The sequence below is a fragment of the Serratia sp. Res13-Sevr-LER1-36-b genome, assembly GCF_015673035.1.
Classification (GTDB): Bacteria; Pseudomonadota; Gammaproteobacteria; order Enterobacterales; family Enterobacteriaceae; genus Chania; species Chania fonticola_C.
Map to the genome: position 1 here is coordinate 333,803 of NZ_JADACK010000020.1, position 26,658 is coordinate 360,460.

General features: G+C 55.7%; 23 protein-coding genes. 8 read left to right on the plus strand and 15 right to left on the minus strand.

The genetic code is table 11. The features are described 5' to 3' along the window. Window positions 1-82 precede the first annotated feature (82 nt). The gene (yjjX, locus tag IMQ33_RS15660; RefSeq protein ID WP_065683575.1) at window positions 83-628 is read left to right on the plus strand and encodes an inosine/xanthosine triphosphatase; all 546 of its coding nucleotides are present in this window, start codon (window positions 83-85) and stop codon (window positions 626-628) included. 18 nt (window positions 629-646) lie between these two features. On the opposite strand, the gene trpR is transcribed toward yjjX, so the two are convergent. Both trpR and sltY read right to left on the minus strand, forming a co-directional pair. Next, the gene (trpR, locus tag IMQ33_RS15665; RefSeq protein WP_065683576.1) at window positions 647-967 is read right to left on the minus strand and encodes a trp operon repressor; all 321 of its coding nucleotides are present in this window, start codon (window positions 965-967) and stop codon (window positions 647-649) included. A 269-nt stretch (window positions 968-1,236) separates the two neighbouring features. Continuing rightward, on the minus strand, window positions 1,237-3,156 hold the full coding sequence (gene sltY, locus IMQ33_RS15670; RefSeq protein ID WP_196062254.1) for a murein transglycosylase: 1,920 nt from the start codon (window positions 3,154-3,156) through the stop codon (window positions 1,237-1,239). Window positions 3,157-3,805: 649 nt separating this feature from the next. Here sltY and IMQ33_RS15675 point away from each other — a divergent pair. The 5 genes from IMQ33_RS15675 (at window position 3,806) to ettA (ending at window position 11,004) form a co-directional block, all read left to right on the plus strand. Beyond that, on the plus strand, window positions 3,806-6,535 hold the full coding sequence (locus tag IMQ33_RS15675; RefSeq protein WP_196062206.1) for a cation-transporting P-type ATPase: 2,730 nt from the start codon (window positions 3,806-3,808) through the stop codon (window positions 6,533-6,535). 274 nt (window positions 6,536-6,809) lie between these two features. Further along, window positions 6,810-7,412: a YfiR family protein gene (locus IMQ33_RS15680; protein ID WP_065683579.1), complete on the plus strand. Its 603-nt coding sequence runs from the start codon at window positions 6,810-6,812 to the stop codon at window positions 7,410-7,412. Next, window positions 7,409-8,656: a diguanylate cyclase domain-containing protein gene (locus IMQ33_RS15685; RefSeq protein WP_098928850.1), complete on the plus strand. Its 1,248-nt coding sequence runs from the start codon at window positions 7,409-7,411 to the stop codon at window positions 8,654-8,656. The genes IMQ33_RS15680 and IMQ33_RS15685 overlap by 4 nt, the downstream gene beginning before the upstream one ends. Window positions 8,657-8,696: 40 nt before the next feature. Then, window positions 8,697-9,194 carry an OmpA family protein gene (locus IMQ33_RS15690; RefSeq protein WP_024527229.1) on the plus strand — a complete coding sequence of 166 codons (498 nt, stop codon included), beginning with the start codon at window positions 8,697-8,699 and terminating at the stop codon, window positions 9,192-9,194. A 142-nt stretch (window positions 9,195-9,336) separates the two neighbouring features. Beyond that, window positions 9,337-11,004 carry an energy-dependent translational throttle protein EttA gene (gene ettA / locus IMQ33_RS15695; protein WP_021179229.1) on the plus strand — a complete coding sequence of 556 codons (1,668 nt, stop codon included), beginning with the start codon at window positions 9,337-9,339 and terminating at the stop codon, window positions 11,002-11,004. 50 nt (window positions 11,005-11,054) lie between these two features. Here ettA and IMQ33_RS15700 read toward each other — a convergent pair whose 3' ends face one another. Further along, on the minus strand, window positions 11,055-11,963 hold the full coding sequence (locus IMQ33_RS15700) for a LysR family transcriptional regulator (RefSeq protein ID WP_029710777.1): 909 nt from the start codon (window positions 11,961-11,963) through the stop codon (window positions 11,055-11,057). A 100-nt stretch (window positions 11,964-12,063) separates the two neighbouring features. Here IMQ33_RS15700 and IMQ33_RS15705 point away from each other — a divergent pair, with 100 nt between their 5' ends. Then, window positions 12,064-13,065, plus strand: coding sequence for a zinc-binding alcohol dehydrogenase family protein (locus IMQ33_RS15705; protein WP_065683632.1), 1,002 nt, complete (start codon window positions 12,064-12,066; stop codon window positions 13,063-13,065). Window positions 13,066-13,329: 264 nt separating this feature from the next. On the opposite strand, the gene nadR is transcribed toward IMQ33_RS15705, so the two are convergent. Genes nadR through serB form a run of 3 tightly spaced genes read right to left on the minus strand, consistent with a single transcriptional unit; the run spans window position 13,330 to window position 17,007 of the window. Continuing rightward, on the minus strand, window positions 13,330-14,580 hold the full coding sequence (gene nadR, locus IMQ33_RS15710) for a multifunctional transcriptional regulator/nicotinamide-nucleotide adenylyltransferase/ribosylnicotinamide kinase NadR (RefSeq protein WP_065683633.1): 1,251 nt from the start codon (window positions 14,578-14,580) through the stop codon (window positions 13,330-13,332). A 57-nt stretch (window positions 14,581-14,637) separates the two neighbouring features. Continuing rightward, window positions 14,638-16,026, minus strand: coding sequence for a DNA repair protein RadA (gene radA / locus IMQ33_RS15715; RefSeq protein WP_196062205.1), 1,389 nt, complete (start codon window positions 16,024-16,026; stop codon window positions 14,638-14,640). A gap of 3 nt (window positions 16,027-16,029) precedes the next feature. Further along, entirely contained in the window at window positions 16,030-17,007 is a 978-nt protein-coding gene (serB, locus tag IMQ33_RS15720; RefSeq protein WP_065683634.1) for a phosphoserine phosphatase, read from the minus strand. Between the two features lie 200 nt (window positions 17,008-17,207). Between serB and IMQ33_RS15725 the strand changes: the two genes are divergently transcribed. Next, the gene (locus IMQ33_RS15725) at window positions 17,208-17,894 is read left to right on the plus strand and encodes a YtjB family periplasmic protein (protein ID WP_074028450.1); all 687 of its coding nucleotides are present in this window, start codon (window positions 17,208-17,210) and stop codon (window positions 17,892-17,894) included. Between the two features lie 243 nt (window positions 17,895-18,137). On the opposite strand, the gene deoD is transcribed toward IMQ33_RS15725, so the two are convergent. The 9 genes from deoD to IMQ33_RS15770 form a co-directional block, all read right to left on the minus strand. Beyond that, window positions 18,138-18,869: a purine-nucleoside phosphorylase gene (deoD, locus tag IMQ33_RS15730; protein WP_021179222.1), complete on the minus strand. Its 732-nt coding sequence runs from the start codon at window positions 18,867-18,869 to the stop codon at window positions 18,138-18,140. Window positions 18,870-18,935: 66 nt separating this feature from the next. Continuing rightward, entirely contained in the window at window positions 18,936-20,159 is a 1,224-nt protein-coding gene (deoB, locus tag IMQ33_RS15735; RefSeq protein WP_024527234.1) for a phosphopentomutase, read from the minus strand. 74 nt (window positions 20,160-20,233) lie between these two features. Then, window positions 20,234-21,556 carry a thymidine phosphorylase gene (deoA, locus tag IMQ33_RS15740; protein WP_065683636.1) on the minus strand — a complete coding sequence of 441 codons (1,323 nt, stop codon included), beginning with the start codon at window positions 21,554-21,556 and terminating at the stop codon, window positions 20,234-20,236. 101 nt (window positions 21,557-21,657) lie between these two features. Then, window positions 21,658-22,437: a deoxyribose-phosphate aldolase gene (gene deoC / locus IMQ33_RS15745; RefSeq protein WP_037376682.1), complete on the minus strand. Its 780-nt coding sequence runs from the start codon at window positions 22,435-22,437 to the stop codon at window positions 21,658-21,660. 353 nt (window positions 22,438-22,790) lie between these two features. Further along, the gene (locus IMQ33_RS15750) at window positions 22,791-24,056 is read right to left on the minus strand and encodes a NupC/NupG family nucleoside CNT transporter (protein ID WP_024485506.1); all 1,266 of its coding nucleotides are present in this window, start codon (window positions 24,054-24,056) and stop codon (window positions 22,791-22,793) included. 189 nt (window positions 24,057-24,245) lie between these two features. Next, window positions 24,246-25,040: a TatD family hydrolase gene (locus IMQ33_RS15755; protein ID WP_196062204.1), complete on the minus strand. Its 795-nt coding sequence runs from the start codon at window positions 25,038-25,040 to the stop codon at window positions 24,246-24,248. After that, entirely contained in the window at window positions 25,037-26,134 is a 1,098-nt protein-coding gene (locus IMQ33_RS15760) for a patatin family protein (protein WP_230326739.1), read from the minus strand. The genes IMQ33_RS15755 and IMQ33_RS15760 overlap by 4 nt, the downstream gene beginning before the upstream one ends. A 10-nt stretch (window positions 26,135-26,144) precedes the next feature. After that, a complete protein-coding gene (locus tag IMQ33_RS15765; RefSeq protein WP_024485503.1) occupies window positions 26,145-26,330 on the minus strand; it encodes a CsbD family protein in 186 nt (61 codons plus the stop codon). A gap of 57 nt (window positions 26,331-26,387) precedes the next feature. Beyond that, window positions 26,388-26,549 carry a DUF1328 domain-containing protein gene (locus tag IMQ33_RS15770; protein WP_004933089.1) on the minus strand — a complete coding sequence of 54 codons (162 nt, stop codon included), beginning with the start codon at window positions 26,547-26,549 and terminating at the stop codon, window positions 26,388-26,390. Window positions 26,550-26,658: the final 109 nt, after the last annotated feature.

The window sequence follows — 26,658 nt, forward strand, 5'->3', positions numbered from 1 at the left end:
TCGTGCCTTGCACTACGCATAACTTGCCGCCATCAAAAATCATGGCAAGACACAGCCCCACTTTAAGGAAGCTAAAGCCGTTATGTATCATGTTATCGCTGCAACTACCAACCCGGCAAAGATCAGGGCTATTCAACTGGCTTTTGAAGATACCTTTGGCGCAGACCAATGCCGCATAGAATCGGTTGACGTCGCCAGCGGCGTTTCACTGCAACCCATTGGCAATACCGAAACCCGTACCGGCGCACGCCAGCGCGTGATGGAAGCCCGGCAGGTGCGGCCAGAAGCCGACTTTTGGGTCGGAGTAGAAGCCGGGATCGAAGAAAATATGACGTTCGCCTGGATGACGGTAGAAAACCCGACGACCCGTGGCGAATCGCGTTCTGCCAGCCTGATGCTGCCAGAATCAATTTTACAGGGTATTCGGGCTGGTCGCGAGTTAGGCGATGAAATGACCTTGATCACTGGCAATAGCGAAGTCAAACGTCAGGGGGGAGCGATCGGTATCTTTACCGACGGTCGGCTGAGCCGCACCAGCGTTTACCATCAGGCGCTGCTGCTGGCACTGGTGCCGTTCCACAATCCGATCTACCGCAGCCACAACAGCAATAATACGCCGCAGCAATAAGCCACCGGGGTGATGGCGTCACCCCAGTAGTTGCTGTTCCAGCCACTGTTTCAGCGCTGGCGTCGCCATCTTCAGGCTGTTTGACCCTCTGGTGATGGTTGCGATACCTGCCCCGAGCTCATTCTTCAGCTCGCGCTGGCTCATTTCGCCACGCATCAGTTCCTGAATAATCCGCACCCGTGTCCCCAGCGCAGTACGCTCATCCGGCGTCAGCAGCAGTTGCATCAACTGTTGGTGCAGATCCTGATCGAACGAGCTCTGCAGCAGTGCGACAAAGCGCAGCCAATCTTCATTGCCTTGTTCTGAAAGAGCGGGGTCGTTTAGCGATAATTGCGTCATGCCAGCCACCATACTATTTAACTAGTACAGCAGCATAGCATAGACCAGGTAGCCGTCAAAATGCCGCTAACGCTAAGCTAAATAGCTGCATGTATTGGTGCAACAGGTGGGGCCATGCAGAACGCCGACACGCCGTAAACTCATCCCTGAGGGCTCGAATCGCGCATCCTTGCGCTCAACGTTCGGCTAACCTGCCTGGCCCCCACCTGCCTCTGACTTTCGTGGTGCGGTATTAAACACAGTTACTTAGGTAACTATCTTATCGAGAATTAGTAGCGTCTTTGCCACTCGGCATCCGTCAATACCTTCGCTGGTCGATGCATGAAGTAACGATAAAATGCGTCATAAGCCAACACGTTCTTCACGTAAGAACGGGTTTCCGAGAACGGAATGCTTTCCACAAACGCCACGGCATCCACCCGGCCATCGGTATTGCCTAACCAGGTATTCACCCGTGATGGGCCAGCGTTATAGGCCGCAGACGCAAGAATACGGTTACGACCAAATTGCTGATACACCGACTCCAGATAGCTGGTACCAATGGTGATATTGGTTTGCGGATCAAACAGCTGGCTCGGGCTGCTATAGCCTGGGATGCCGAACAGATCCACCGTATGTTTCGCGGTGCGCGGCATGACCTGCATCAAACCTGCGGCCCCGACCGGCGACTGCGCTTTCGGGTTCCAGGCGCTCTCCTGGCGGGCTATCGCCATGGCATAGCTCGGCGTAATGCCTTTATCTTCGGTAGCACGGCGGAATTCCTGCGGCCAAGCCATCGGGAAACGTTCTTCAAGATGATCCCACAGTTTGCCAACAATGGTCGCCTGTACGCTTAGATCGGCCCATTTCTGCTCAAAGGCATAGCGGGCCAGCGCTTCCTGCTCCGGGCGGCTGCGGCTGGCGACGAATGAGCTCCACTCGCTGCGCGCCAGGTTATCCATATTCCAGTACATCAGTTCACGCACCCGGGCAATCTCTGGGCCACTCACCAGATCGGCGCGCGGTTTTGCCGCCACGGCGACCATAACCGGATAAGGCACCTGCAGTTTTTGCGCCGCCACCATCGGGTAGAAGCCGCGTTCATTCATCAGGCTACGCAGTATCGCTTCCCCTTCGCTGCGTTTACCTTCATCGATCATTACACTGGCACGCCAGTAGCGCCATTCGTCCTTGTTACGCGATTCTTCAGGCAGACGTGCCAGCCAGGTTTTCAGCCCCTGACGATCGCCCACGCCCAGCGCCATACGCACGCGGCGCTCCAGCAAGGCTGGCTGTTGGCTGCGCAGGATCACCCGATCACGCCATTGGGTCTGCTCAAAGGTGGCATCATTGCCCATCAACCGCCAGGCTACCTCTTCCTCCATTGCCAACTTCTCGCTTTCGCTCATTTTCTGCAGGCGGGCCAGCGTTGGGATCATGGCTCGAGCATTTTCTACGTCCTGACGGGCAAGACGGGCGAATACGATGGTGGTAGCCGAACGGGTAAAATCTGTGGGGCCGACGCTACGGGCAAAGGCTTCCAGCGTGGCGGGATCGTTTTGCAACCGTACCAGTGCATCCCCCATGGTCTGATAATCGCTTGGCAGTTGGCGGTACAGGTAGTTCACCAGGCCGCTGTTGCCCTCTTTCAGCGCCAGTTTCATCCGCGCCAGCGTGTTCAACGGCGTTTGCTTACCGGCAGCCTGCCAGACGCTGAACAGCTTATCGCAGGAGCCAGGCAAGGTTTTACCGCTCATCCAGATATCATCGGCACCGGCCCAAGCCGCCTGCTGATCGCCGGTGGCCCACTTGGCGTAATAGAAATTACAGCGCGCCGCGACCGGTTTCGGCTCTTGCGGGCTGAAGGCCAGCAGGGTAGTCCAATCCTGACGGCTCGCCAGCTCGTTCACGAAACGGGCAGAGAGCGATTTTGCGGGTGGCAACGTAGGATGCGACCGCAAAAACTGCTGGACCTGAGCCGCACTGGCCGTGCTGAGATCCTGCGTCAACTGGCGATATTCCAGATAAGGATACAGGGGGTAATCCTGCAGCGTTGGCATCAGTCGCGCCACCACGTCCATCTGTTTACTGTCCCAGGCCTGCTTGATTTGCAGATAACGCTGGCGTTCGCCGTCCAGGGAGTCTGCCAATGTTGCACCAGAAAATGCCGTCAGGCACAGGCCTACAGCCCACAACCGCCATTTGTCCACCTTGACCATACTTACTCTTTCCTCGCTGGGTTAGCTTGCCAGAACCGATCCACCCCGCTGCCGCGACGCGTCAGCAGCCAACGGGCCAGTGGATCCTGCTCTGCGAGTGTCTCACGCCCCACCGTGTGAAGCCACGCTGGGAACAAAACTGTGCCGCCACCATTGGCTGGCATCAGGTATTAATCATAGACAGCAAAAACGTGTATCCATTCATTACTTTATAACAAGTTTATCAGCGTAGATGAAAACCACGCTGTCAGACTATCGCATCAGGCAGAACAGCAAGACGACGTTTTGAAAAATCATGGGATTATGGGAAATTTTTTCATCACACAATAACGCCAGTGTTCTATAGTTTTCTATGCAGACACGAGTTTTTCTATACAAAAAATGACGTTACAGAGACATTAATAGAGAAACATTTTCTCACTGATTAAAACAATTCCTATTACTTTGTTTTTATTATCTCAGATCAAAAACTCAAGTTTGCGATTATTTACTATCACGCGGCAGATAATTGACCATCCACTAACTGAAATTATTACCATTCACGTCTGTGTGACAGAAAACAATGGAATATCAACCCGGCAAAAGGGCTGCCGACACAGATGGGGACTTAGATTCGAACGACTTTAAGGAGAGGCACTCCATGCCAAAACATTCCCCCACTGCATACCAAGAGCCGCCCAAGCCGGAAAAAGCCTGGTATCAATATGATATTGAACAAACGCTTCAGCACTTGAACGGCCAGCAACAAGGCCTGAGCGAGCAGGAAGCCGCCGAGCGGCTGAAGAAGTTTGGCCCCAACGCCCTGCCGGAGCAGGCAGGCAAAAGCGCCTTTATGCGCTTTATTGCCCACTTTAACGATGTGCTGATTTATATTTTGCTGGCCGCCGCCTTCCTCAAAGGCATTATGGGGCATTGGATCGATACGGTGGTTATTCTTTGCGTTGCCGTGATCAATGCCCTTATCGGATTTGTGCAGGAAAACAGCGCAGAGAAATCGCTGAAAGGCATTAAGAATATGCTTTCCAGCCAGGCTATTGTGGTGCGTGACGGAATTAACCACACCGTGAATGCGGAAGATTTGGTCCCGGGAGATATCGTATTATTGCGCCCTGGCGATAAAATTCCCGCCGACCTGCGGTTACTGGAATCTCACAACCTTCAGGTTGAAGAGGCCATCTTGACCGGCGAATCTACCGTGGTCTCGAAACAAACCGACGCTATCCCTGATGAAGTGATGATTGGCGATCGCACCAACCTGTTGTTCTCCGGCACCACCATCAGCGCCGGGAATGCCAAGGGCGTAGTTATCGCAACTGGCGGCTATACCGAACTCGGCCACATCAGCGAGATGATCTCGACCGTTAAAACCCAGCGCACCCCGTTACTGCAACAGATGGATCGCCTGGGCAAAAACATCTTCATCCTGATCCTGGTAATGATGGTGTTGCTGTTCTTGTTTGCCTTCACGATGCGTGATATGCCGCTCGGTGAGCTGCTGGTAGCGTTGATCAGCCTGGCGGTGGCCTCGGTACCCGAAGGTCTGCCAGCCATTATTTCCATTATCTTGTCCCTGGGCGTGCAGTCGATGGCACGTAACCGCGCAATTATCCGCAAACTGCCTACGGTAGAAACCTTGGGCTCGATGACAGTGATCTGCTCGGACAAGACCGGCACGCTGACCATGAACGAAATGACGGCAAAAAACGTCATCATGGCTGACCATGCCTACCGTGTGGAAGGGGAAAGCTATGAACCGGTTGGCGGCATTTTCTTTGCCGACAGTAACAAACCGGCGCAAGTTCAAGATATCCCACCGTTAGCGCAGTTCATTACCGCGATCACCCTGTGTAACGACAGCCAGGTAAAGCAGGATGACAGCGGCCGCTGGGCGATCACAGGCAGCCCGACGGAAGGTGCACTGAAAGTGCTGGCGATGAAGGCCGGATTGGAAATAGGTGAAGCCCGCCAACTGGCTAAAATCCCGTTCGACTCCAGTTACAAATATATGGCGGTACGAAGCCAGGTAGCAGGCAAGAATCAGGTGTTCCTTACCGGCGCGCCGGACGTGCTGTTCGCACTGTGCGAATTCGAACTGACCGATTCTGGTATCAAGCCCTTCCGCCGCGGCTACTGGGAAGCGGAGATGTCGCGCTTTGCCGAGCAAGGTTTACGTATGGTAGCCGCCGCCAGTAAAACCACACCAGACGGCGAGGTGGCGCTGGATCACGGTGATATCCGCCAGCAGATGGTGTTTATCGGCATCGCTGGTGTGATGGACCCACCGCGTCCTGAAGCGGTCGCTGCTATCGCCGAATGCCAGCAAGCGGGGATCCGCGTGAAGATGATCACCGGCGATCACCAAAAAACGGCCATGGCCATCGGGGCCATGCTGGGTATTGGTAACAGTCAGGATTCCATCACCGGTTCCCAACTGGAACATATGGATGACCAGGCGTTGGCAGAAGCCGCCGTGCGTTACGATATCTTTGCCCGTACCAGCCCGGAACATAAGCTGCGTCTGGTAAAAGCGCTGCAGGATAAAGGCGGCGTGGTAGGGATGACCGGCGACGGCGTCAACGATGCGCCAGCGTTGAAACAGGCTGACGTCGGTATCGCCATGGGGATCAAAGGCACCGAGGTCACTAAAGAAGCCGCCGATATGGTGCTGACCGACGATAACTTCGCCACCATCGCCAGCGCGGTAAAAGAAGGCCGCCGCGTTTACGACAACCTGAAGAAAACCATCCTGTTCGTGCTGCCGACCAACCTGGCACAGGGCCTGCTGATCATCATCGCCATTCTGGCCGGTGCCATGCTGCCGCTGACGCCCATCCAGATCCTGTGGATGAACATGGCCACCTCCACCACCCTGTCCTTCGGCCTGGCCTATGAACCCGCCGAAAAAGGGCTGATGCACCGTAAACCGAGGGTGCCGGGCAGCAACGTGTTGGATCTGCACGCTATCTGGCGCATCGGCTTCGTCGGCGTGCTGATCGCTCTCAGCGCCTTCGCCCTGGAAGCCTGGATGGCGCCACGCGGCTACAGCAGCGAGTTGATCCGCACCGTGTTACTGCAAACCCTGGTCACCGCGCAGTGGGTTTACATGTTCAACTGCCGCACCGCAGACCGCTTCCCGCTAAACCGCCAGTTGTTCCTCAATAAGGGCCTGTGGTTGGTGAGTGGCGTACTGTTACTGCTGCAGATGGCCATCATTTATCTGCCGTTTATGAACGCGCTGTTTGGCACCGCGCCGCTGCCGCTGTTCTATTGGGGAGTGACGTTGATGATAGCCATTGGGCTATTTCTTATCGTAGAAGTAGAAAAATGGGTGATTAACCGCATCAAAGCGAGCCGAAAAACGCTATTATAAGCGCGTAAGGAAACACTACTTTCACTAAAACGCCTGGCAAACCCTGCCGGGCGTTTTATAACGTTAAAAATACCTAGGAAAAATCTCATAAAACCGAGCATAAAGCGCACAACAAACGGCTCTTATAATACAATCCGCCCCCAAGACGGTCAGGTTATGCTTTTTGGGTAGTGTGATTGATTGTACGTGGCAAAGTTTTACCCTTTTCGACTAGGCTCAATTATTTAGTATCAGACTGCCGCGCCACCAAGCCGGCCGTAGGCAGGAATGGCAAATGAAGATGTCGATAAAGGCCAGAAGGTTGGCTGCTAGGACACAGGGTTTATATAGCAACCCGGTCCGATCGCGTCGCATGTTACCGATCCTGCTGCTGGCTATGTTGACGTTTCCCAGCTTGGCCGGGGCTGATACACAAGATCCCTACCAAAAACGTATTCATACCGTCACCACCGTGGTGGTGGGGATTATCAGCTATGCTCGCTGGCCCGCCAAACCTGATCCGATCCGCTTGTGCGTGACTGCGCCTGTGCAGTATGCCGAAGGTCTGTTCGACCCGGTATTGCTGACGGCACCGCAGCCAATCAAAACCCTGCGGATCGAGATAGATAATCCGCAGTTGGCAACTAGCTGCGATGTAGTGTACTTGGGCGACGTTAATGCTGCTCAGAAACAAGATTTTTTCCACCGGATTTCGGGTCACTCGATCCTCAGCATCAGCGAAAAGGATATGGAATGTGCTGTTGGCAGTGCCTTTTGTTTGCAAATCAGCAACGATCAGGCGGGTTTTAAAGTGAATCTGGACTCACTGGCGCGCAGTGGCGTGCGTGTTCACCCCAACGTGCTGCAGTTGGCGCGTAAAAAGGTGCCGCCGCAATGAAACTGTTAGGTCAAAAAGGTTCGGCTACATCTCGCCCTACGCTGGGCCAAGTGCTGCAACGGATGAACCTGGGGCTGGCGCTGATCGCCGTCAGCGCTGCGGGGATCTTCCTGACGTTGCTAGCGCTGTTTGCCCTGCGAGCCTATGCCAACCATAACCTGCATCTGATTGCCCGCTCGATCAGTTATACCGCTGAGGCCGCCGTGGTGTTTGAAGACCGTCCCGCCGCTCGCGAAGCGTTGATGCTGATCGCTTCCAACGAGGAAGTGTCGGAGGCCAAGATCCTGGATATGCGGGGGGTCGCCTTGGCCAGTTGGAGCCACCCAGCGGACAGTCCATTGCATGGGTTGGAACAGATGGTGGCCCGCTGGATCTTGCCGGAAGCGGTGGTTTTGCCCATCGCCCGTGAAGGCAAACAGATCGGCCTGGTCTGGCTGACCGGCAACGGCAGCAGTCTGTTGAAATTCTTGCTGCGCGGCATGGTAGGCATGATTGCCTGCCTGATGCTCAGTACGTTGTGCGCCCTGGTACTTTCCCGCAGAATGCTCAGAGGGATCGTGACCTCCTTGGACGATATCACCAACGTTGCCCATACGGTACGCCGCGATCGGACTTTCGAACTGCGGGTGCCTTCAGCACCGATTGCCGAGCTGCACGAACTGAGCTGTGATTTTAACGGCCTGCTGGATGAAATCGAAGCCTGGCAACAGCACCTGCAACAAGAGAATGACGCATTAACCCACCAAGCCACCCACGACAGCCTGACCGGGTTGCCAAACCGGGCCTTCTTTGAAGCTCAGTTGGGCCGCGCGCTGTCAGAGCTCGAACCCGATGAAAAGCTGGCGGTACTGTTTATCGACGGCAATCGTTTCAAGGAGGTGAACGATAACCATGGCCATGCTGCCGGTGATACCGTCTTGATCACCATCGCAGAGCGCCTGCGTAGCAGGTTGCGCAAGCACGATCTGGTCGCCCGGATGGGGGGCGATGAATTCGCCATCCTGCTGGCACCGCTCAAAGACACCAACGATGTGTTGCCGATTGCCGACATCATCATCGAGTGTATGCAACAACCCATTGTGTTGCCCAACAAGGAAAGAGTGATCGCCGCACTGAGTATCGGCATCGCGTTTTACCCTGAACATGCCTCTACCACTCAGGAACTGCTCAACGAAGCGGATGACGCAATGTACCGGGCAAAACACCTGTCCCACGGAGGCTGGCGGTTAGCGATGCGCAAATAGCGCCAGCACCGGGCCTCAACAACCAAAAAGAGAAAAATCAATGTTACAGCAAAATTTTAAACGGACTTATTCCCTACTGGCGTTAGTGTTTATCACCTTGCTCACGCTGGCAGGCTGCCAGAGCAAACCACAGGGGCTGACGGCGGAACAGATCGCCTTACTGCAGGCGCAAGGGTTCAAACTGACGGATAACGGCTGGGAGTTTGGCTTTTCCGACAAGGTGCTGTTCGGTAACAACGTCGGTAAATTGAGCCCTCAAAGCACCGAGATCGTCGAGAAGATGGGCAAGGCGCTGAAGAGCGTTAACATCGTGCAATTCCGCCTGGATGGTCATACCGATAACTACGGTGAAGACAGCTACAACGACCAGCTTTCACTGCGCCGCGCCAACGCCGTGGCCGATGTCCTGGCCGGTGTCGGCATCCCGCGTGCCAATATAGAAACTCGCGGAATGGGCAAACGCCAGCCGGTAGCCAGTAACGCCACTTCCAGCGGGCGCGCTGAAAACCGTCGCGTGGCGATCGTCGTCACCCCTTAAGAAACAGCAAAGTTCACCTAATGGTGAGCATTAGCGGTTATACTTGGCGATCGTCATAGGGGATCTGGGAACCGGTGCTGAAACGGGCTACACTCAGGCCGCCAGACATCCTATAAAAACTGATAGAGAGGCTCGGAGCAACGTGGCTCAATACGTCTATACCATGCACCGCGTCGGCAAAGTGGTTCCGCCGAAGCGTCATATTCTGAAAAACATTTCCCTGAGTTTCTTCCCTGGGGCCAAAATTGGCGTACTGGGCCTGAACGGTTCCGGTAAGTCTACCCTGCTGCGCATTATGGCCGGCATCGATACCGATATCGAAGGGGAAGCTCGCCCGCAGCCGGGCATCAAGATCGGCTACCTGCCGCAGGAACCGCAGCTCAATATGGAGCACAGCGTTCGCGAATCGGTTGAAGAAGCGATGGCAGAAGTGGTCGGTGCCCTCAAGCGCCTTGATGAAGTGTACGCACTGTACGCTGAAGAAGGGGCCGACTTCGACAAGCTGGCCGCTGAACAAGGCCGCCTGGAAGAGATCATTCAGGCTCACGATGGTCACAACCTCAACACCCAGCTGGAGCGCGCCGCCGATGCACTGCGCCTGCCGGAGTGGGACGCAAAAATCGCCAACCTTTCCGGTGGTGAGCGCCGCCGCGTAGCGCTGTGCCGCCTGCTGCTGGAAAAGCCAGACATGCTGCTGCTGGACGAACCGACCAACCACCTGGATGCCGAATCCGTGGCCTGGCTGGAACGCTTCCTGCACGACTTCGAAGGCACCGTGGTGGCGATCACCCACGACCGTTACTTCCTCGATAACGTGGCTGGCTGGATCCTGGAGCTGGACCGTGGCGAAGGTATTCCGTGGGAAGGTAACTACTCTTCCTGGCTGGAGCAGAAAGACGCTCGTCTGGCGCAAGAAGCCTCAACCGAAGCCGCTCGCCGCAAGTCGATCGAGAAAGAGCTGGAGTGGGTACGTCAGGGGGCCAAAGGCCGCCAGTCTAAGGGCAAAGCCCGTCTGGCACGCTTTGAAGAGCTTAACAGCACCGAATACCAGAAACGTAACGAGACCAACGAACTGTTTATCCCACCTGGCACACGCCTGGGCGATAAAGTGGTTGAAGTTAACAATCTGCGTAAATCCTACGGCGACCGCCTACTGATCGAAGATCTCACCTTCGCGGTACCTAAGGGTGCCATCGTTGGCATCATCGGCCCGAACGGCGCGGGTAAATCCACGCTGTTCCGCATGATGTCCGGCCAGGAACAGCCTGACTCCGGCAGCATCGTGCTGGGTGATACCGTCAAGCTGGCTTCGGTCGATCAGTTCCGCGACAGCATGGATAACTCCAAAACCGTATGGGAAGAAGTTTCCGGCGGCCAGGACATCATGCGCGTGGGCAACACCGAAATGCCAAGCCGTGCCTACGTTGGCCGCTTTAACTTCAAGGGCGTCGATCAGGGCAAACGCGTGGGCGAACTGTCCGGTGGTGAGCGTGGCCGTCTGCATCTGGCCAAGCTGCTGCAGGTTGGCGGCAACGTACTGCTGCTCGACGAACCAACCAACGACCTGGATATCGAAACCCTGCGCGCGTTAGAAAACGCCCTGCTGGAGTTCCCGGGCTGTGCGATGGTGATCTCGCACGACCGTTGGTTCCTCGACCGTATTGCCACCCACATTCTGGACTATCAGGATGAAGGCAAGGTGGAGTTCTTCGAAGGTAACTTTACCGAATACGAAGAGTACAAAAAGCGTACTCTGGGTGCCGATGCGCTGGAACCTCGCCGTATCAAGTACAAGAAAGTCACCAAGTAACATCCGGTTGGCTATCTATACTCTCAAGCCCGCATTTTGCGGGCTTTTTGTTATCCCCAATCCAGTGCCTGCGCATAATCCACAAAGACCGGATGCTGGATCACCACATCAATAAAACAGGCCAGCGCCGGAGAATTGAGTTTGCGGCTCGGGTAAACCAGATACAGTTCATTGCCTTCGGCCTGCCACTGCGGCAACACTTCCACCAATTGCTTTTGTGCGACCACTTCGCGGCTGAGAAACGCGGGCAACAGCGTAATACCCGCCCCCAAAATGGCACATTCGCGCGCGTATAACAGATTATCGGTAGTATGCCGCAGCGGCAGCTGCCAACGGTAATACTCTTCCCCCCGGCGTAATATCCAGGCAGGCCAGGCACGGTGAGCGATGCAAAGATGCTGCTGCAACTGCTGCGGATGCAGCAATGGCGGGTGTTGGGCCAGATAGTCCGGTGCAGCCAACAAATAACGGGGAGCATGCCCCAGACGGCGGCCAATCAACGAGGAATCCTGCGGCCTGCCGGTACGCAATGCCGCATCAAACCCCTCCTGCACCATATCCACCATGGCATCTGACACTGACACTTCCAACGAGACATCCGGATATTGGCGCTGGAAATCTGCCGCCAGACGCGGAAGCAACGTCGCCCCCAGCCCGGCAGGCGTGGAGATACGTAGGCGGCCACTGGGGTTATCGCGTAAGCGCTGCAAGGCCAGATCGGCCCGTTCGGCAGCAGAGAGCATCTCCTGGCAATGTTCAAGATAGCGCTCACCGGCAAAGGTCAAATTTAACTGCCGGGTGGTGCGGTTGAGCAAGCGCAAGCCGAGCTTTTGTTCCAACTGGCTGACACGCTGGCTGACGCTGGATTTAGGCAGCCCGGCCCGTTTGGCTGCCGCAGTAAAACTGCCGCACTCCGCCACCAACGCAAACAACGCCATATCTTGCAACTGCTTGAACATGATTGTTCACCTCAGACGAACACTTAGTTAGTTATTGTCCATCTTATCACTCTACTCCTCAGGGTCTACACTGGGACTATTCATGCGAAGGAGCACAATTATGTTAATCAAAGCCATTGCCGTCGATCCGAAAAATCCAGCCGGTTTTATCGAGATCGCTCCAGAAAAACCCGCACCGGGTCAATACGATCTGCTGGTGGAAGTGAAAGCCGTTTCCGTTAACCCGGTCGATACCAAGGTTCATGCTGGCCTGCAAAAGAATGGTTTGCAGCAGCCACGTATTCTCGGCTGGGATGCCAGCGGCGTGGTGCTCGAAGTGGGCAGCAGCGTTAGCGGGTTCAAACCCGGCGATGAGGTATGGTATGCCGGGGATATTACCCGTCCGGGCAGCAACAGCACCCATCAGCTGATTGACTCACGTATCGTGGCGCATAAACCGGCCAGCCAGGACTGGGCGCAAGCCGCCGCGATGCCGCTGACAGCACTCACCGCGTGGGAAGCCCTGTTTGAACATCTGAATATTCAGCATGCGGCTGCCGGTAAAACGCTGTTGATCATCGGCGGTGCTGGTGGCGTAGGCTCGCTAGCGATCCCCCTGGCAGCACAGCGTAGCAAGGTGAAAGTCATCGCTACGGCCTCTCGCCCGGAATCGGCCGCCTGGTGCCGCGAACGGGGTGCTGAACTGGTGGTGGATTACCGCGACCTGAAAGGCAACCTGGCTAAGGAAGGGATTGAGAGCGTGGATTATATCCTGTGCCTGAACGATACCGACGGCCACTGGCAAGCCATCAGCGATTTGATCGCCCCGCTCGGCCATATCTGCACCATCGTCGAGAACAGCCAACCGCTGGATCAAAATGCGTTGAAGCTGAAAAGCGCGGCGCTGCATTGGGAATTCATGTTCACCCGCAGCATGTTCACCACGCCGGATATTGCCCAGCAAGGGGAGATCCTCAAACAGGTGGCGCAATTGATTGATGAAGGTAAATTGACCACCACGCTGAGCGAAACGCTACAGGGGCTGACGGTGGACACGTTGACCGCCGCGCATGCCAAGCTGTTGGATGGGCATATGCAGGGTAAGTTGGTGATAACTTACTAAGTTAGTGGGGTTATCGATGTGTCAGGTATTAATAAATTGCTATGGCCCCCTCACCCCAACCCTCTCCCACAGGGAGAGGGAGCTGATAGCCTCTGCTCGTTTGGCAGTGAAGAGAACATCTTGGCAAACTCGATCGCCTCCTCATCCAAGGTGAGTCACGACAATTTCAAACACACTCGATCGGTGCCCTCTCCCTGTGAGAGAGGGTTAGGGTGAGGGGTACTACATCACCACTACACCGACATTTACCCGCCTAAAACGTCCCTAAAACTTCACCAAGCGGCTGGCATCCGCCGCCAGCAGTTGCTGCACCAGATCGACACAGCGCAAGAAGCGTTCCTCGTAATCACTCGACTCTACGTGAGCATATTCGATGTTATTGGCGTGCAGCATCTCTTCCAACAAATACTGAAACGCCTTGCGATCGACCGGGCTACCCAAGCTGCGCAATCCGTCGGCCACCCAAGGGGTATTATTCTCCAGCAGGATCACCAGATCGAAACGGTATTCGTCGATCAACGCCTGAACGAACGGATGCTCCCGCCCTTCATACTTTTTACAGAACGCCTGCGTGGTGACAAAGTCGGTGTCGATAAACGCCACTTTATTGGCGTATTTCACCGCAAAATCCACGTACTGGGCCTGCCCAAGCGCGATCTTGTCATAGTCGGAATACTGCAACGCCATCTCGTCACCCCCAAGGTGGGAAAAGACGTAGTCACGGCCATATTCCCAGGCGCTGGTGGTGTTGAAGATGTTCGCCAGCTTGTTGACCAGCGTTGACTTACCGCTGGATTCACCGCCTAGGATCGCCACCGTACGAACAAAGAACGGCTTCACTTCAGTGGGGATGTAGTCCCAATAGCGGAACGGATCCTGACGGATCTGACTGCCGCTGATATTCATAAAGGAACGTTCAGGATCAACCAGGATGGTTTCAATCCCCAAGTGTTCACGGTAACGGGGAGCATCAAGTTCTTCGCTGGAATAGATATAGCTCGGGACGATGCCCTTTTGCTCCATAAAGCTCTTCACGCCGTTGCTCCACACGTCCCAGCCGTGCGGGTAAGGTTCAATGCCCTTTTCGTCGAAAGAGTGAATATGGATATTTTTCTGGTATTTAAAGGTCTGTAACAGCCAGCGCAGGCGATCGCTGACCGTTGGCTGCTGTGACATAGAGCTGTTCTCGAACAGCAACAGATCGCGCGGCTCATCGTGGCACAGGATCACATGCAGCTCGTCAACCTGGCTACAAGCGCGCTGGATCAGATAGATATGGCCGGTATGCAGCGGGTAAAATTTACCAAACACCACGCCGACTTTCTTCTCACGGCGTGGGAATTCCAGCCCCAGGAAACGGTGCAGGGCTTCCAGCTTCTGCGCGCTCGGGCTTTTGATTTTGTCGTTCAACAGCTGGCTGAGGTAGCCCTTGGTCATGCTACTGGCATCAGCTACCTGCTGTAAGGTACATCCCTGTTGCTTAATCGCTGCCTTGAGGTAATCGAACTGCCGCATAAACCCTCCCGTTTATTATGCTAAACAAAATAGCATATTCCGCGCAGCGGGCGGCAATTAATAAAACTGTTCCAGTACGTCCAGCGCATCCGCCAGCTTCTTGACGCCGAACACCTGCATATTGGCCGGTGGTTTCTTCGGCACGTTGGCATGTGGCACGATCGCCCGCTTGAAACCGTGTTTGGCCGCTTCAGAAATACGCTCCTGGCCGCTAGGCACCGGGCGGATCTCCCCTGCAAGGCCCACTTCGCCAAACACCACCAGATCGTTAGGCAATGGGCGGTCGCGCAGGCTGGAGACCAACGCCAGCAGCAACGCCAGATCGGCACTGGTTTCGCTAACCTTGACGCCGCCTACTACGTTGACAAAAACGTCTTGGTCGGACATCTGCAAGCCACCGTGACGATGCAGCACCGCCAGCAGGATCGCCAAACGATTCTGTTCCAGGCCTACGGCAACGCGGCGTGGGTTAGACATCATCGAATGATCGACCAGCGCCTGGATCTCAACCAGCAGTGGTCGGGTGCCTTCCCAAACTACCATCACCGAACTGCCGGAAGTCACTTCATCACCCCGGCTGAGGAAGATCGCGGAAGGGTTACTCACCTCACGCAACCCCTGCTCGGTCATGGCGAACACTCCCAGCTCGTTGACCGCACCAAAACGGTTTTTATGGCTGCGCAGCGTACGGAACCGGGAATCGGCATCGCCATCCAGCAACACGGAACAGTCGATACAGTGTTCGAGGACTTTCGGCCCGGCCAGTGAGCCATCTTTAGTAACGTGACCAACCATTACGATCGCTACGCCGCGAGTTTTGGCAAAGCGGGTGAGATAAGCCGCCGTTTCGCGCACCTGTGCCACGCTGCCTGGCGATGACTGGATATCCGTCATATGCATGACCTGGATCGAGTCGATCACCATCAGCCGGGGTTGCTCCTGCTCGGCGATCAGGCAGATCTGCTCGATGCTGGTTTCCGACAGCATGTTCAGGCCGCCAGTGGGCAATCCAAGACGATGGGCACGCATCGCGACCTGTTGCAGCGACTCTTCACCTGTGACGTACAGGGTTTTCATCTGCTCGGCGAGTTTGCACAGCACCTGCAACAGCAGCGTACTTTTCCCCGCGCCGGGGTTACCACCGATCAGGATCGCACTGCCCGGCACCACGCCGCCGCCCAGTACGCGGTCAAATTCCAGAAAGCCGGTAGAGAAACGCGGCAGCTCTTGCAAGCTGATGTCCGAAAGCTTCTGCACCTTGCTGATACCGGCATCGCCCGCATAGCCGCTTAAACGCTCGCTACGGGCAGCGGAAGAGGAGACTGAAGCCAGACGCACTTCTGTAATGGTGTTCCAGGCCTGACAGGCACTGCATTGCCCCTGCCAGCGCGGATAATCAGCGCCGCATTCATTACAGACAAATGCCCGTTTTACTGCTTTTGCCACAGCTTACCTCACATCGTGTTTCAAACTGCCGCAGAGCACACAGAGCACTCCCAGCAGATCGGCATGGCGGATCGAGACCTGCGCCTTCTCATAGACCTTAGGCTTCGCGTGATAGGCGATACCCAGCCCGGCCACCTGCATCATTTTCAAATCGTTGGCACCGTCGCCGATCGCTACGGTTTGCTGCGGTGGGATCCCCAGCTTCTCTGCCAGCGCCACCAGAGTATCGGCCTTGAATTGCGCATCCACGATCGGCCCCAGCACCTCGCCGGTCAGCTTACCGTCGCGGATCTCCAGCTCATTGGCTGCCACGGCCACCAGCTTGAGCTTGTCACGCAGGTACTCGGCATAATAGGTAAAGCCGCCGGAGGCAATAGCGACATGCCAGTCCAGCGCCTGCAGCTTGCGCACAAGACTGGTCAACCCAGGCATCAACGGCAATTCGTCACGCACCTGTTTGAGGATATTGGCATCGGCCCCTTTCAGCGTCCCCACGCGTTGGCGCAGGCTGGCGGTGAAATCGAGTTCGCCACGCATCGCGCGTTCGGTCACTTCACTGACCTGCTCGCCTACCCCGGCCAACTTGGCGATTTCGTCGATGCACTCAATCTGGATCGCCGTTGAGTCCATATCCATCACCAACAGGCCCGGCTTGCGCAGGTTAGGAATTTTGCCAAGTGGCGCAACGTCTAGCCCGCTTTCGTTCGCCAACAGTTTGGCGCGCGCAGTTAGCGTCCCCGCCAGGCGAACCACCTGATAATCTTCCACCGCCCAGGCCGTCACGATCACCATCGCGGCCCCGAGCTTGCGCTGGAAATGAGTAATACGCTCTTTATCCAGTTCTCTGCCATATAGTAGCCAACCGGTGTGGCCCGCCCGATAATCCAGCGGCATGACTTCGTCACCGCTCAACGAAAGAGGCAACCCCGGCCATTGAGAGATCTCGGCAGGGAGATCGCAATAGGTCAGACTATTTGGCATCCTTAACTCCTGAATAACACTGCATGATAAAACGACGCATCAAGCTATCCTATCGCCATTGCTTCTGGCAACATATTACCCTATGAATCTCTAGTTGGCCGCTCTAGCGCATCCATGCGCTCGCGGTATTGGTACATCCCGGTACCGCACAGCCAGGTGGTCAATCGTGACTCCCGGATGACCGCCCTAAAGGAAGCCTAATGGCTAAAGCTAAACTGAAATTCCGCCTGCATCGCACCGCTATTATCCTGATTTGCCTGGCGTTGCTGGTGCTGTTGATGCAAGGTGCCTCCTATTTTAGCCTGAGCCACCAAATGGCGCGATCGGAACAGGTCGAAGAATTGGCACAAACCTTGACCAAGCAGGTGGCTTTTAGCCTGACTCCGCTGATGGATGGCGACAGCGACATAGACAATCAGCAGGTTGAGCGCATTCTCACGCAGTTGACCAATCACAGTCGTATTCTGGATGCTAGCGTCTACCAGTTGGACGGCACCCTGATCGCCCACTCCGGCGAGCAGATTAGCGTACGCGATCGCCTGGCGCTGGATGGCAAACGCGCGGGCAGCTACTTTAACCACCAGCTCGTCGAGTCAATCCAGGGCAAAGATGGCCCACTGGGCTTTATCCGGGTGACGCTGGATACCCACGTGCTGGCCACCGAATCCAAACAGGTGGATAACACCACCAACCTGCTACGCCTGATGATCCTGCTGGCGCTGGCCATCGGCATTATTCTGGCCCGTACCCTGCTGCAAGGCCGCCGCAGCCGCTGGCAGCAGTCTCCGTACCTGCTAACCGCCAACACGCCGCTGGCAGAAGGTAATACGGTAGACGATGGTGATGACGAGAAACCGGCAGAGCAGGAAGAAACGAAGAAAAGCTGATGGCATTCTGAGATTGATGCCAAAGTGGCAATGTTGCTGAATCTCATGCTCGAGCGTAGAGGCGTTGCATGCTGCGCCCGTTCAGATGCCCCATGAATTGGCAAGGTGGCGAGTTGGCTGGTGAATAGAATAAAAAATCAGTAACAATATGAAAAATAACAAATATTGGTATTATTTTACGGCAAAATGAATAGATTCGTGAATAGATAAAATGGGGCGCAGCGTGCTGCGCCCGCGAGGTCATTACGCTTTGTCGCCCAGCAGGACAGATTCCAGCGCGATAACGATCATCTCGTTAAAGGTGGTCTGACGCTCGGCAGCGGTGGTCTGCTCATGACGCAGGATATGGTCGGAAACGGTGCAGATGGTCAACGCCGTGCTACCGAACTCTTCATACAGCTCTGCGGCCACGCCGTAGATACCTGCCGCTTCCATCTCTACGCCCAGGATGCCGTACTTCTTCATCACCTGGAACATATCCGGATCTGGCGTGTAGAACAGATCGGCGGAGAAGATGTTACCCACGCGTGCAGGGATGCCCTGAGCAGCCGCAGCGTCTACCGCATTACGCACCATGTCAAAATCCGCAATGGCCGCATAGTCGTGGCCTTTGAAGCGCATACGGTTAACCTGGGAATCGGTGCAAGCCCCCATGCCGATCACCACATCACGCAGTTTGACGTCATCACGCACCGCGCCACAAGAGCCGACACGGATGATTTTCTTCACGCCAAACTCGGCAATCAGTTCACGCGCATAGATAGAGCAGGATGGGATGCCCATGCCGTGGCCCATTACCGAGATTTTACGACCTTTATAAGTGCCGGTGAAACCCAACATGCCACGCACGTTGTTCACTTCCACAGCGCCTTCCAGGAAGGTTTCTGCGATGTATTTTGCCCGCAGCGGATCCCCCGGCATCAGCACTACGTCAGCGAAATCACCCATCTCAGCGTTAATATGTGGCGTTGCCATAATCACTTCCCTCAATTCATTGAAATAAAGACGTTGGCGTGAAGGCCAGCGTCATTAAAAGCGGTATTAAAGCATGGATTTGCCGTAATCCATCGGTGACACGCCAAAATAGCTGGCGACGGTCTGGCCGATGTCGGCGAAGGTTTCGCGATGCCCCAGCGAGCCTGGTTTGACTTTCGGGCCATAGACCAGAACCGGGATATGCTCACGGGTGTGGTCGGTGCCTGGCCAGGTCGGGTCGCAGCCGTGGTCAGCGGTGAAGATGATGATGTCATCCCCTTTCACCAGCTTCAGCAGCTCTGGCAGGCGGCGGTCGAACAGCTCCAGCGCGGCTGCATAACCCGCTACGTCACGGCGATGGCCGTAGGAGGAGTCGAAATCAACAAAGTTGGTGAATACGATGGTGTTGTCACCGGCTTTTTCCATCTCGACCAAAGTGGCGTCGAACAGGGCGTCGATCCCGGTAGCTTTCACCTTCTTGGTGATCCCCACGTTGGCATAGATATCGGCAATCTTGCCGATGGAAACCACTTCGCCGCCCTTCTCATCAACCAGCTTTTTCAGCACGGTCGGAGCTGGGGGTTCCACGGCCAGATCGTGACGGTTACCGGTACGCTGGAACTCACCCGGCTTATTCCCCAGGAACGGACGGGCAATCACACGGCCGATGTTGTAGCCACCTTCGGTCAACTCTTCACGAGCGATCTCACACAGCTCGTACAGGCGATCCAGGCCGAAAGTTTCTTCATGGCAGGCAATCTGGAAAACCGAGTCCGCAGAGGTGTAGAAAATCGGCTTGCCGGTTTTCATATGCTCTTCGCCCAGTTGATCCAGGATCACGGTACCGGATGAATGGCAGTTACCGAGGTAACCCGGCAGGTTGGCACGCGCCACCAGCTTGTCCAGCAATTCCTGCGGGAAGCTGTTGTGCTCGTCTGAGAAGTAGCCCCAGTCGAACAAGACTGGCACACCGGCAATTTCCCAGTGGCCTGATGGCGTATCTTTACCGGAGGAAAGCTCGCTGGCATGGCCGTAAGCACCGATGATTTCAGCGTCTTTATCCAACCCTTCCGGGAACTTGCCAGTGGATTCTTCCGCTGCTTTGCCCAGGCCCAGACGGCTCAGGTTTGGCAGGGTTAGCGGGCCGCTACGGCCCACGTTGGCTTCGCCACGTGCACAGGCAGCAGCAATATGGCCAAGGGTATCGGAGCCTTCATCGCCAAAGCTTTTGGCATCTTCACTCGCGCCAATGCCGAATGAGTCTAATACCATAATAAATGTACGTTTCATCATACTCTCCTGCGTATTCACGCTGAGGGCGACAGCGAAAAGGCCGCTGCCACTCCTGATTCTTTAGACAGAGGTTATTCGGTGATGCGTTTGTAAACCACCGGCGTGACTTCTGGCGCTTTGTCGCCCAGAACCATCGCGCCGCGTACCGCATCTGCTGCCTGCTGCCAGCTCTCTTCGTCGTTGGCATGGATCACCGCCAATGGACGCTGGGTATCGACAGTGTCGCCCAGGCGAGCCACATCGGTCAGGCCCACGCTGTAGTCGATGCTGTCGGTCGCGCGACGGCGGCCACCGCCCAGTGACACCACCGCCATACCCAGTGCACGGGTATCCATCGCGGTAATGATACCTGGTTTCTCGGCATAAACCGGCTTGGTTAACGTCGCGGCTGGCAGATAGCTGTCGTAACGCTCGATAAAATCGCTTGGGCCTTTCTGTGCCGCCACCATGCGGCCAAAGATTTCCGCCGCTTTGCCGTTATCCAGCACCGCCTGCAGTTTGGCGCGCGCGTCAGCATCGTCGGTAGCCAGGCCACCAGACAGCAGCATTTCCACGCTCAACGCCATGGTCACTTCCAGCAGACGCGGATTGCGATATTCCCCGGTCAGGAAGCGTACCGCTTCACGCACTTCGACCGCATTACCAGCGCTGGAAGCCAGCACCTGGTTCATATCAGTCAGCAGCGCGGTCGTCTTGCAACCGGCTCCGTTGGCAACGCCCACAATCGCCTGCGCCAGATCGTCAGAAAGCTGATAGGTCGGCATGAAAGCACCGCTGCCAACTTTCACGTCCATAACCAGCGCATCCAGCCCTTCGGCCAGTTTTTTCGCCAGAATAGAACCGGTGATCAGCGGAATGGAGTCGACGGTAGCAGTGATATCACGCGTCGCGTAGAAACGCTTGTCTGCCGGAGCCAGTGAGCTGGTCTGGCCGATAATCGCCACGCCAACGTCTTTGATGATCTTACGGAACGCGTTGTCGTCCGGGAAAATATCAAAGCCAGGGATCGCTTCCAGCTTGTCCAGCGTACCGCCGGTATGACCCAGACCACGGCCTGAAATCATTGGCACGTAGCCGCCACAGGCTGCCACCATCGGGCCAAGCATCAGCGAAGTCACATCGCCCACACCGCCGGTGGAGTGTTTATCCACAATCGGGCCGTTCAGCGACAGGCTTTTCCAGTCCAACACCGTGCCGGAATCACGCATTGCCATGGTCAGCGCCACGCGCTCTGGCATGGTCATGTCGTGGAAATAGATGGTCATCGCCAGTGCAGCAATCTGCCCTTCTGACACCACGTTATCGCGAATGCCGTTAATGAAGAAGCGGATCTCGGCTTCGCTCAACGGTTGCCCGTCACGTTTTTTACGGATTATTTCTTGTGCCAAGAACAAAGTAGCCCCCTGTTTTAGCTAAATAGAGTCATTCGATACGCCTGCGCGCTGCGTTAACGGGGCCGCTTGGCAGCCCCAACGCAACAAGACGTGAGTGAAAATCAGTAACCGTTACCAGCGGCTTGGGTGCTATGCCCCAGCGTGGTCAGCAGGCTGGCTAACAGGCTCGACGCACCAAAGCGGAAGTGGCGCGCATCGGCCCAGTCTTCTCCCAGCAGACGCCCGGCAAGTTGCAGATACTGTTGAGCATCTTCTGCGGTACGCACGCCACCGGCTGGCTTGAAGCCAACGGTTTTGCCTACGCCCATATCACGGATCACGGTCATCATCAGCTCAGCGCTTTCCAGCGTGGCGTTGACCGGCACTTTACCGGTAGAAGTCTTGATAAAATCAGCCCCGGCCTTGATGGAGATCTCGGAGGCTTTACGGATCAGTTCCGCCTGCTTCAGCTCACCGGTTTCGATGATCACTTTCAGCAGCACGTTGGCAGCAGCACAGGCTTGCTTGCACTGTTTGACCAGTTCAAACCCGACTTCCTCGTTACCGGCCATCAGGGCACGATAAGGGAATACCACGTCAACTTCATCGGCACCGTAGGCGATGGCTGCACGGGTTTCTGCCACAGCGATGTCGATATCATCATTGCCATGCGGGAAGTTGGTGACGGTGGCGATACGGATATCTGGCGTCCCCTGCTCACGCAGCGTTTTGCGGGCAATCGGGATAAAACGCGGATAGATGCAGATGGCGGCAGTATGGCCTGCCGGGCTGTTCGCCTGACGACACAACGCGATCACTTTCTCGTCGGTGTCATCTTCGTTCAGCGTGGTTAAATCCATCAGGTTCAGCGCGCGTTGCGCTGCTGCGGTTAATTCGGTCATAAAACTCTCCAACTGAGCATTCTGATGTTGGCGAGCGGACTTGGTTCCTTGAAGATAGCGCGCGGGATAGTCTTCCCACGCCAGCAACTGAGATCCTTCTCACCGCACATAGCCCTTCGATTTTCGCATAGCCAGCAATCGCTATTTGAACACGACCACTCTGGCATATTTGTGTTCTGATTCACACTACACAGGATAGCACTGTAACAGGACTGAATTATATGTGAAGATCATCACAAAATAACGCGATATTGTTCACAAATTCACTAAAGAGACGGCGGTCATTAGGCGAATGCCCTTTTTGCAGGCAACCAGGCCCCTTCAGGAACCTGGTTGTTGATATCAAGTATAGCTTACAACGCCAGGAAGAATCCGGCGATGGTGGCGCTCATCAGGTTGGATAAGGTACCGGCGGCCACCGCTTTTAACCCGAAACGAGCAATGTCGTGACGACGACCTGGAGCCATGCTGCCTAGACCACCCAGCAGGATCGCTACGGAAGACAGGTTGGCAAACCCACACAGCGCAAAGGAGATGATCGCCTTGGTGTGCTGTGACAGCACCTGTAGCCCCTCAGCAGCCACCACGTCATCCGGACGCAGGTAAGCACCAAAGTTCATGTAGGCCACGAATTCGTTAACGATCACCTTCTGGCCGATAAACGAACCCGCCACCATCGCTTCACTCCAAGGCACACCAATCAGGAAGGCGATCGGCGAGAACACCCAGCCCAGGATCAGTTCCAGTGACAGCTGTGGGAAATCGAACCAGCCACCAATACCGCCAAGAATACCGTTAAGCAGCGCGATCAGAGCGATAAATGCCAACAGCATCGCCCCCACGTTCAGTGCCAGTTGCATGCCAGAGGCCGCACCAGAGGCAGCGGCATCGATGACGTTTGCCGGGCGCTCGTCTTCGGCGATCAGCTTCATCGCATCGGCTCGGTCTTGGGTATTTTCGGTTTCCGGCACCATCAGTTTGGCAAACAGCAATCCACCCGGTGCGGCCATAAAGGAAGCGGCGATCAGGTATTCCAACGGTACGCCCATCTGGGCATAGCCCGCCAGCACGGAACCGGCTACCGAAGCCAGGCCGCCGCACATTACGGCAAACAGCTCCGACTGGGTCATGGTGGCGATATAAGGGCGCACCACCAGCGGCGCTTCGGTCTGCCCCACAAAAATATTGGCCGTGGCTGACAGCGATTCGGTCCGCGAGGTACCCAACAGCTTATGCAAACCACCGCCCAAGAGCTTGATCACCACCTGCATGATGCCCAGGTAATAGAGCACCGCAATCAACGAGGAGAAGAACACAATTACCGGTAACACACGCAGGGCGAACACGAAGCCGCCACCGCCGAACACTTCAAACATTTTGTCGGAAACCAGGCCACCAAAGATGAAAGAGATGCCCTCGTTACCGTAAGCGATGACGTTTGCCACCCCTTCCGACATGCCACCAAGAATACGGCGCCCGATCGGGACATAGAGCACCAGCGCGCCAATGCCAATCTGGATGATAAACGCGCCGAGTACGGTACGCAGTTTAATAGCGCGCCGGTTGCTGGAAAGCAGCACCGCAATGGCGATCAAGACCACCATACCGACCAGGCTCATGAAGAGTTGCATACGAGTATGTCCCTGTTGCGAAGAAGAAATACCCCCGGCCCGCTGGATAAAACGGGTTGCCCAAGGGCGATAATGGGACGCAATTATACTGAGCGAGGCGGGATGAGACTCGTTTTATGTCACAAATATATACAAGTAGAAGCAACTGAAAATCACACAACGTGATTCAAGTCACATTTAAAGTGAGAGGTGTGGATCCAATGCAAACAGGGATTGGCTATTTTGTTGTAGCTGTTCGGCAATCTCATCGGCAGATTCAGGCCGTAGTTGGCAAAGCACCTGAAACACCTCCGCAGCCCGTTCAGGCCGGTTCGGCTGCCCTTGATAACCCGCCAACGGCATGTCCGGTGCATCGGTTTCCAGCAACAGCGAGGTCAACGGCAACTGCGCCATCACCTGACGGGTTTTCTGCGCCCGCTCGTAGCTGATCGTGCCGCCAACGCCAATGTAATAACCCAGGCGAATAAAGGCCTGCGCCTGAGCCAGACTGCCAGCAAAACCATGCACTACGCCACGGCGCGGTACCTCGGTACGACGCAATGCGGCAGCCAACTGATCGTGGCTACGGCGGGAGTGCAGGATCACCGGCAAATCATACTGTTTTGCCAGCTTCAGTTGTGCCTTGAGCAACGCCTGTTGGCGTTCAAACTGCGGCTCGGCCATATACAGATCCAACCCAATCTCCCCCACCGCCACCAGCTTATGCGGCTTGCTTGCCAGGTAACTTGCCAGTTGTTCAAGCTGCTCATCATGGTGCTGAGCGATATACAGCGGGTGTAACCCCAGCGCGGCAAACAAAGGAGTATGTTCGCGCGCCAGCTTGAGAATACGCACAAAGCGATCGGCCGTGACCGCTGGCACAATAATTTGCTGCACCCCGACTTGCGCGGCCAATGCCAGGCTCGCCTGCTCATCCCCGCTGAAAGGCGGGAAATCAAAGTGGCAATGAGTATCCGTAAAGGCGTAACTCACAGCACATCTCCGTCACCTGGCAGGATGATTTTTGGTGGCGCTTCAGGCTGCACGGCATGGCCCTGCGGGTTAAGCACATCGGTAATAATCGGCGAAGGCATCCGCACGGTTTCCGGCTGGATCAGACGACGGGAAAGTGATGTTGTTACCGTCATGCCATCGTTCTTTTCCTGCTCCAGCAGCCAGTGGCCTACCGTCGCCAGGAAATAGCGCCCACAACGGCGGCCCAGATGATAATCGCGATTCAGCGCAGGCAAACGGCTGCCGAGCGCATTGCTCGCCAGCGGCTTAGGCGGGAATATTTCGAAGATGCGCAGTTTACCGGGGGGTTTTTCAATAAATTGCTGGATGCGCAAATAGCTCTGCTCATGATGCTGCAACAGCCGCACCATTTGCTGCAGGCTGCTTTCACCCAGCCATTGCTCCATGCGTTTCATCCACTTCGGCGTATAGGCCATCTGTGAAGGCACGGTGCGGATCACCACGATGGTATCCGCCCCACGGCGATAGGCCTCTTCGACCGGGATGGCATCGCTGATGCCGCCATCCTGATAGCTGATGCCATCCAGCTCTACGCCCATACGATAAAACCCGGGGATGGCGCTGGAGGCCTTGATAGCCGGTAACCAGCTATCCCGTGCCGCAGGGAGATAAACCGGCGTAAAGTCATCGCTGCGACAGGCACACATCAGAAATTCACGGCCATTAATCAGCTGCTTTTCCGCCACGTCAAAAGCCAACGGCAACTGTTGCGAGGTGATATCCAATAACCAGTCGAGATCGATAAGATGCCCGCCACGCACAAAGCGCAGCGGGTTAAAGAAATTGGCAGAGGTGGTGTAGCGGGTGATCACCCGCCGTGCGTAGCCCATCTGGCCACAAATAAATGCCGAGAGGTTCTGCGCACCGGCAGAGGTGCCAATCATCAGATCAAAAGGGTTAAAGCGTGCGCGCTGGAATTCATCCAGTACGCCGGCGGTAAAGATACCGCGCTGTCCGCCGCCCTCACACACCAGCGCCATTTTACCGGGCCGGTATGGTTTATACGCCAGGGGTTCTATATTACCGAGCGTGATGGGTATTCTGTATCCCAACCCCGTATCCTCAATGTGGCCGTTTTCCCGAGGATACCTCTTCTTGCTCTCTTCCGTAATCTTCTTGTAATACGCCAGAGAGGCAGTCATTGCTCCCTGCCAGCCACAGGCCGTCATTGCCGGAAAACTCCGCCCATGCCTGCCAAACCTGGCCTTTCAGCTGTTTCCAACGGCCAACAATGATGTCGCTATTCATGACCTGCCTCCTGGCGCAGAGAAAAAGAATCAAGCTTTGTTACAGTTTAGAGAGACGCTAAGGACGCCGACGGCCGGTAAACAGGCTGACCAGGAACAGAATGATCCCTACCACGAACACTACTTTGGCGGCCCAGGCGGCAGTACCTGCCAACGAACCAAAACCCAGTGCTGCGGCGATCAATGCAATCACTAAAAATATAATGCCCCATCGAAACATAAGCCTCTCCTTACCATGGTGATAAAAATTTCGCGTTTGGCTCGCCCCTGCTGGGTGCGGCTTAAAACTGCGGATTATTCTATTTCTGGTAGTACATCCCAGGCGTTAG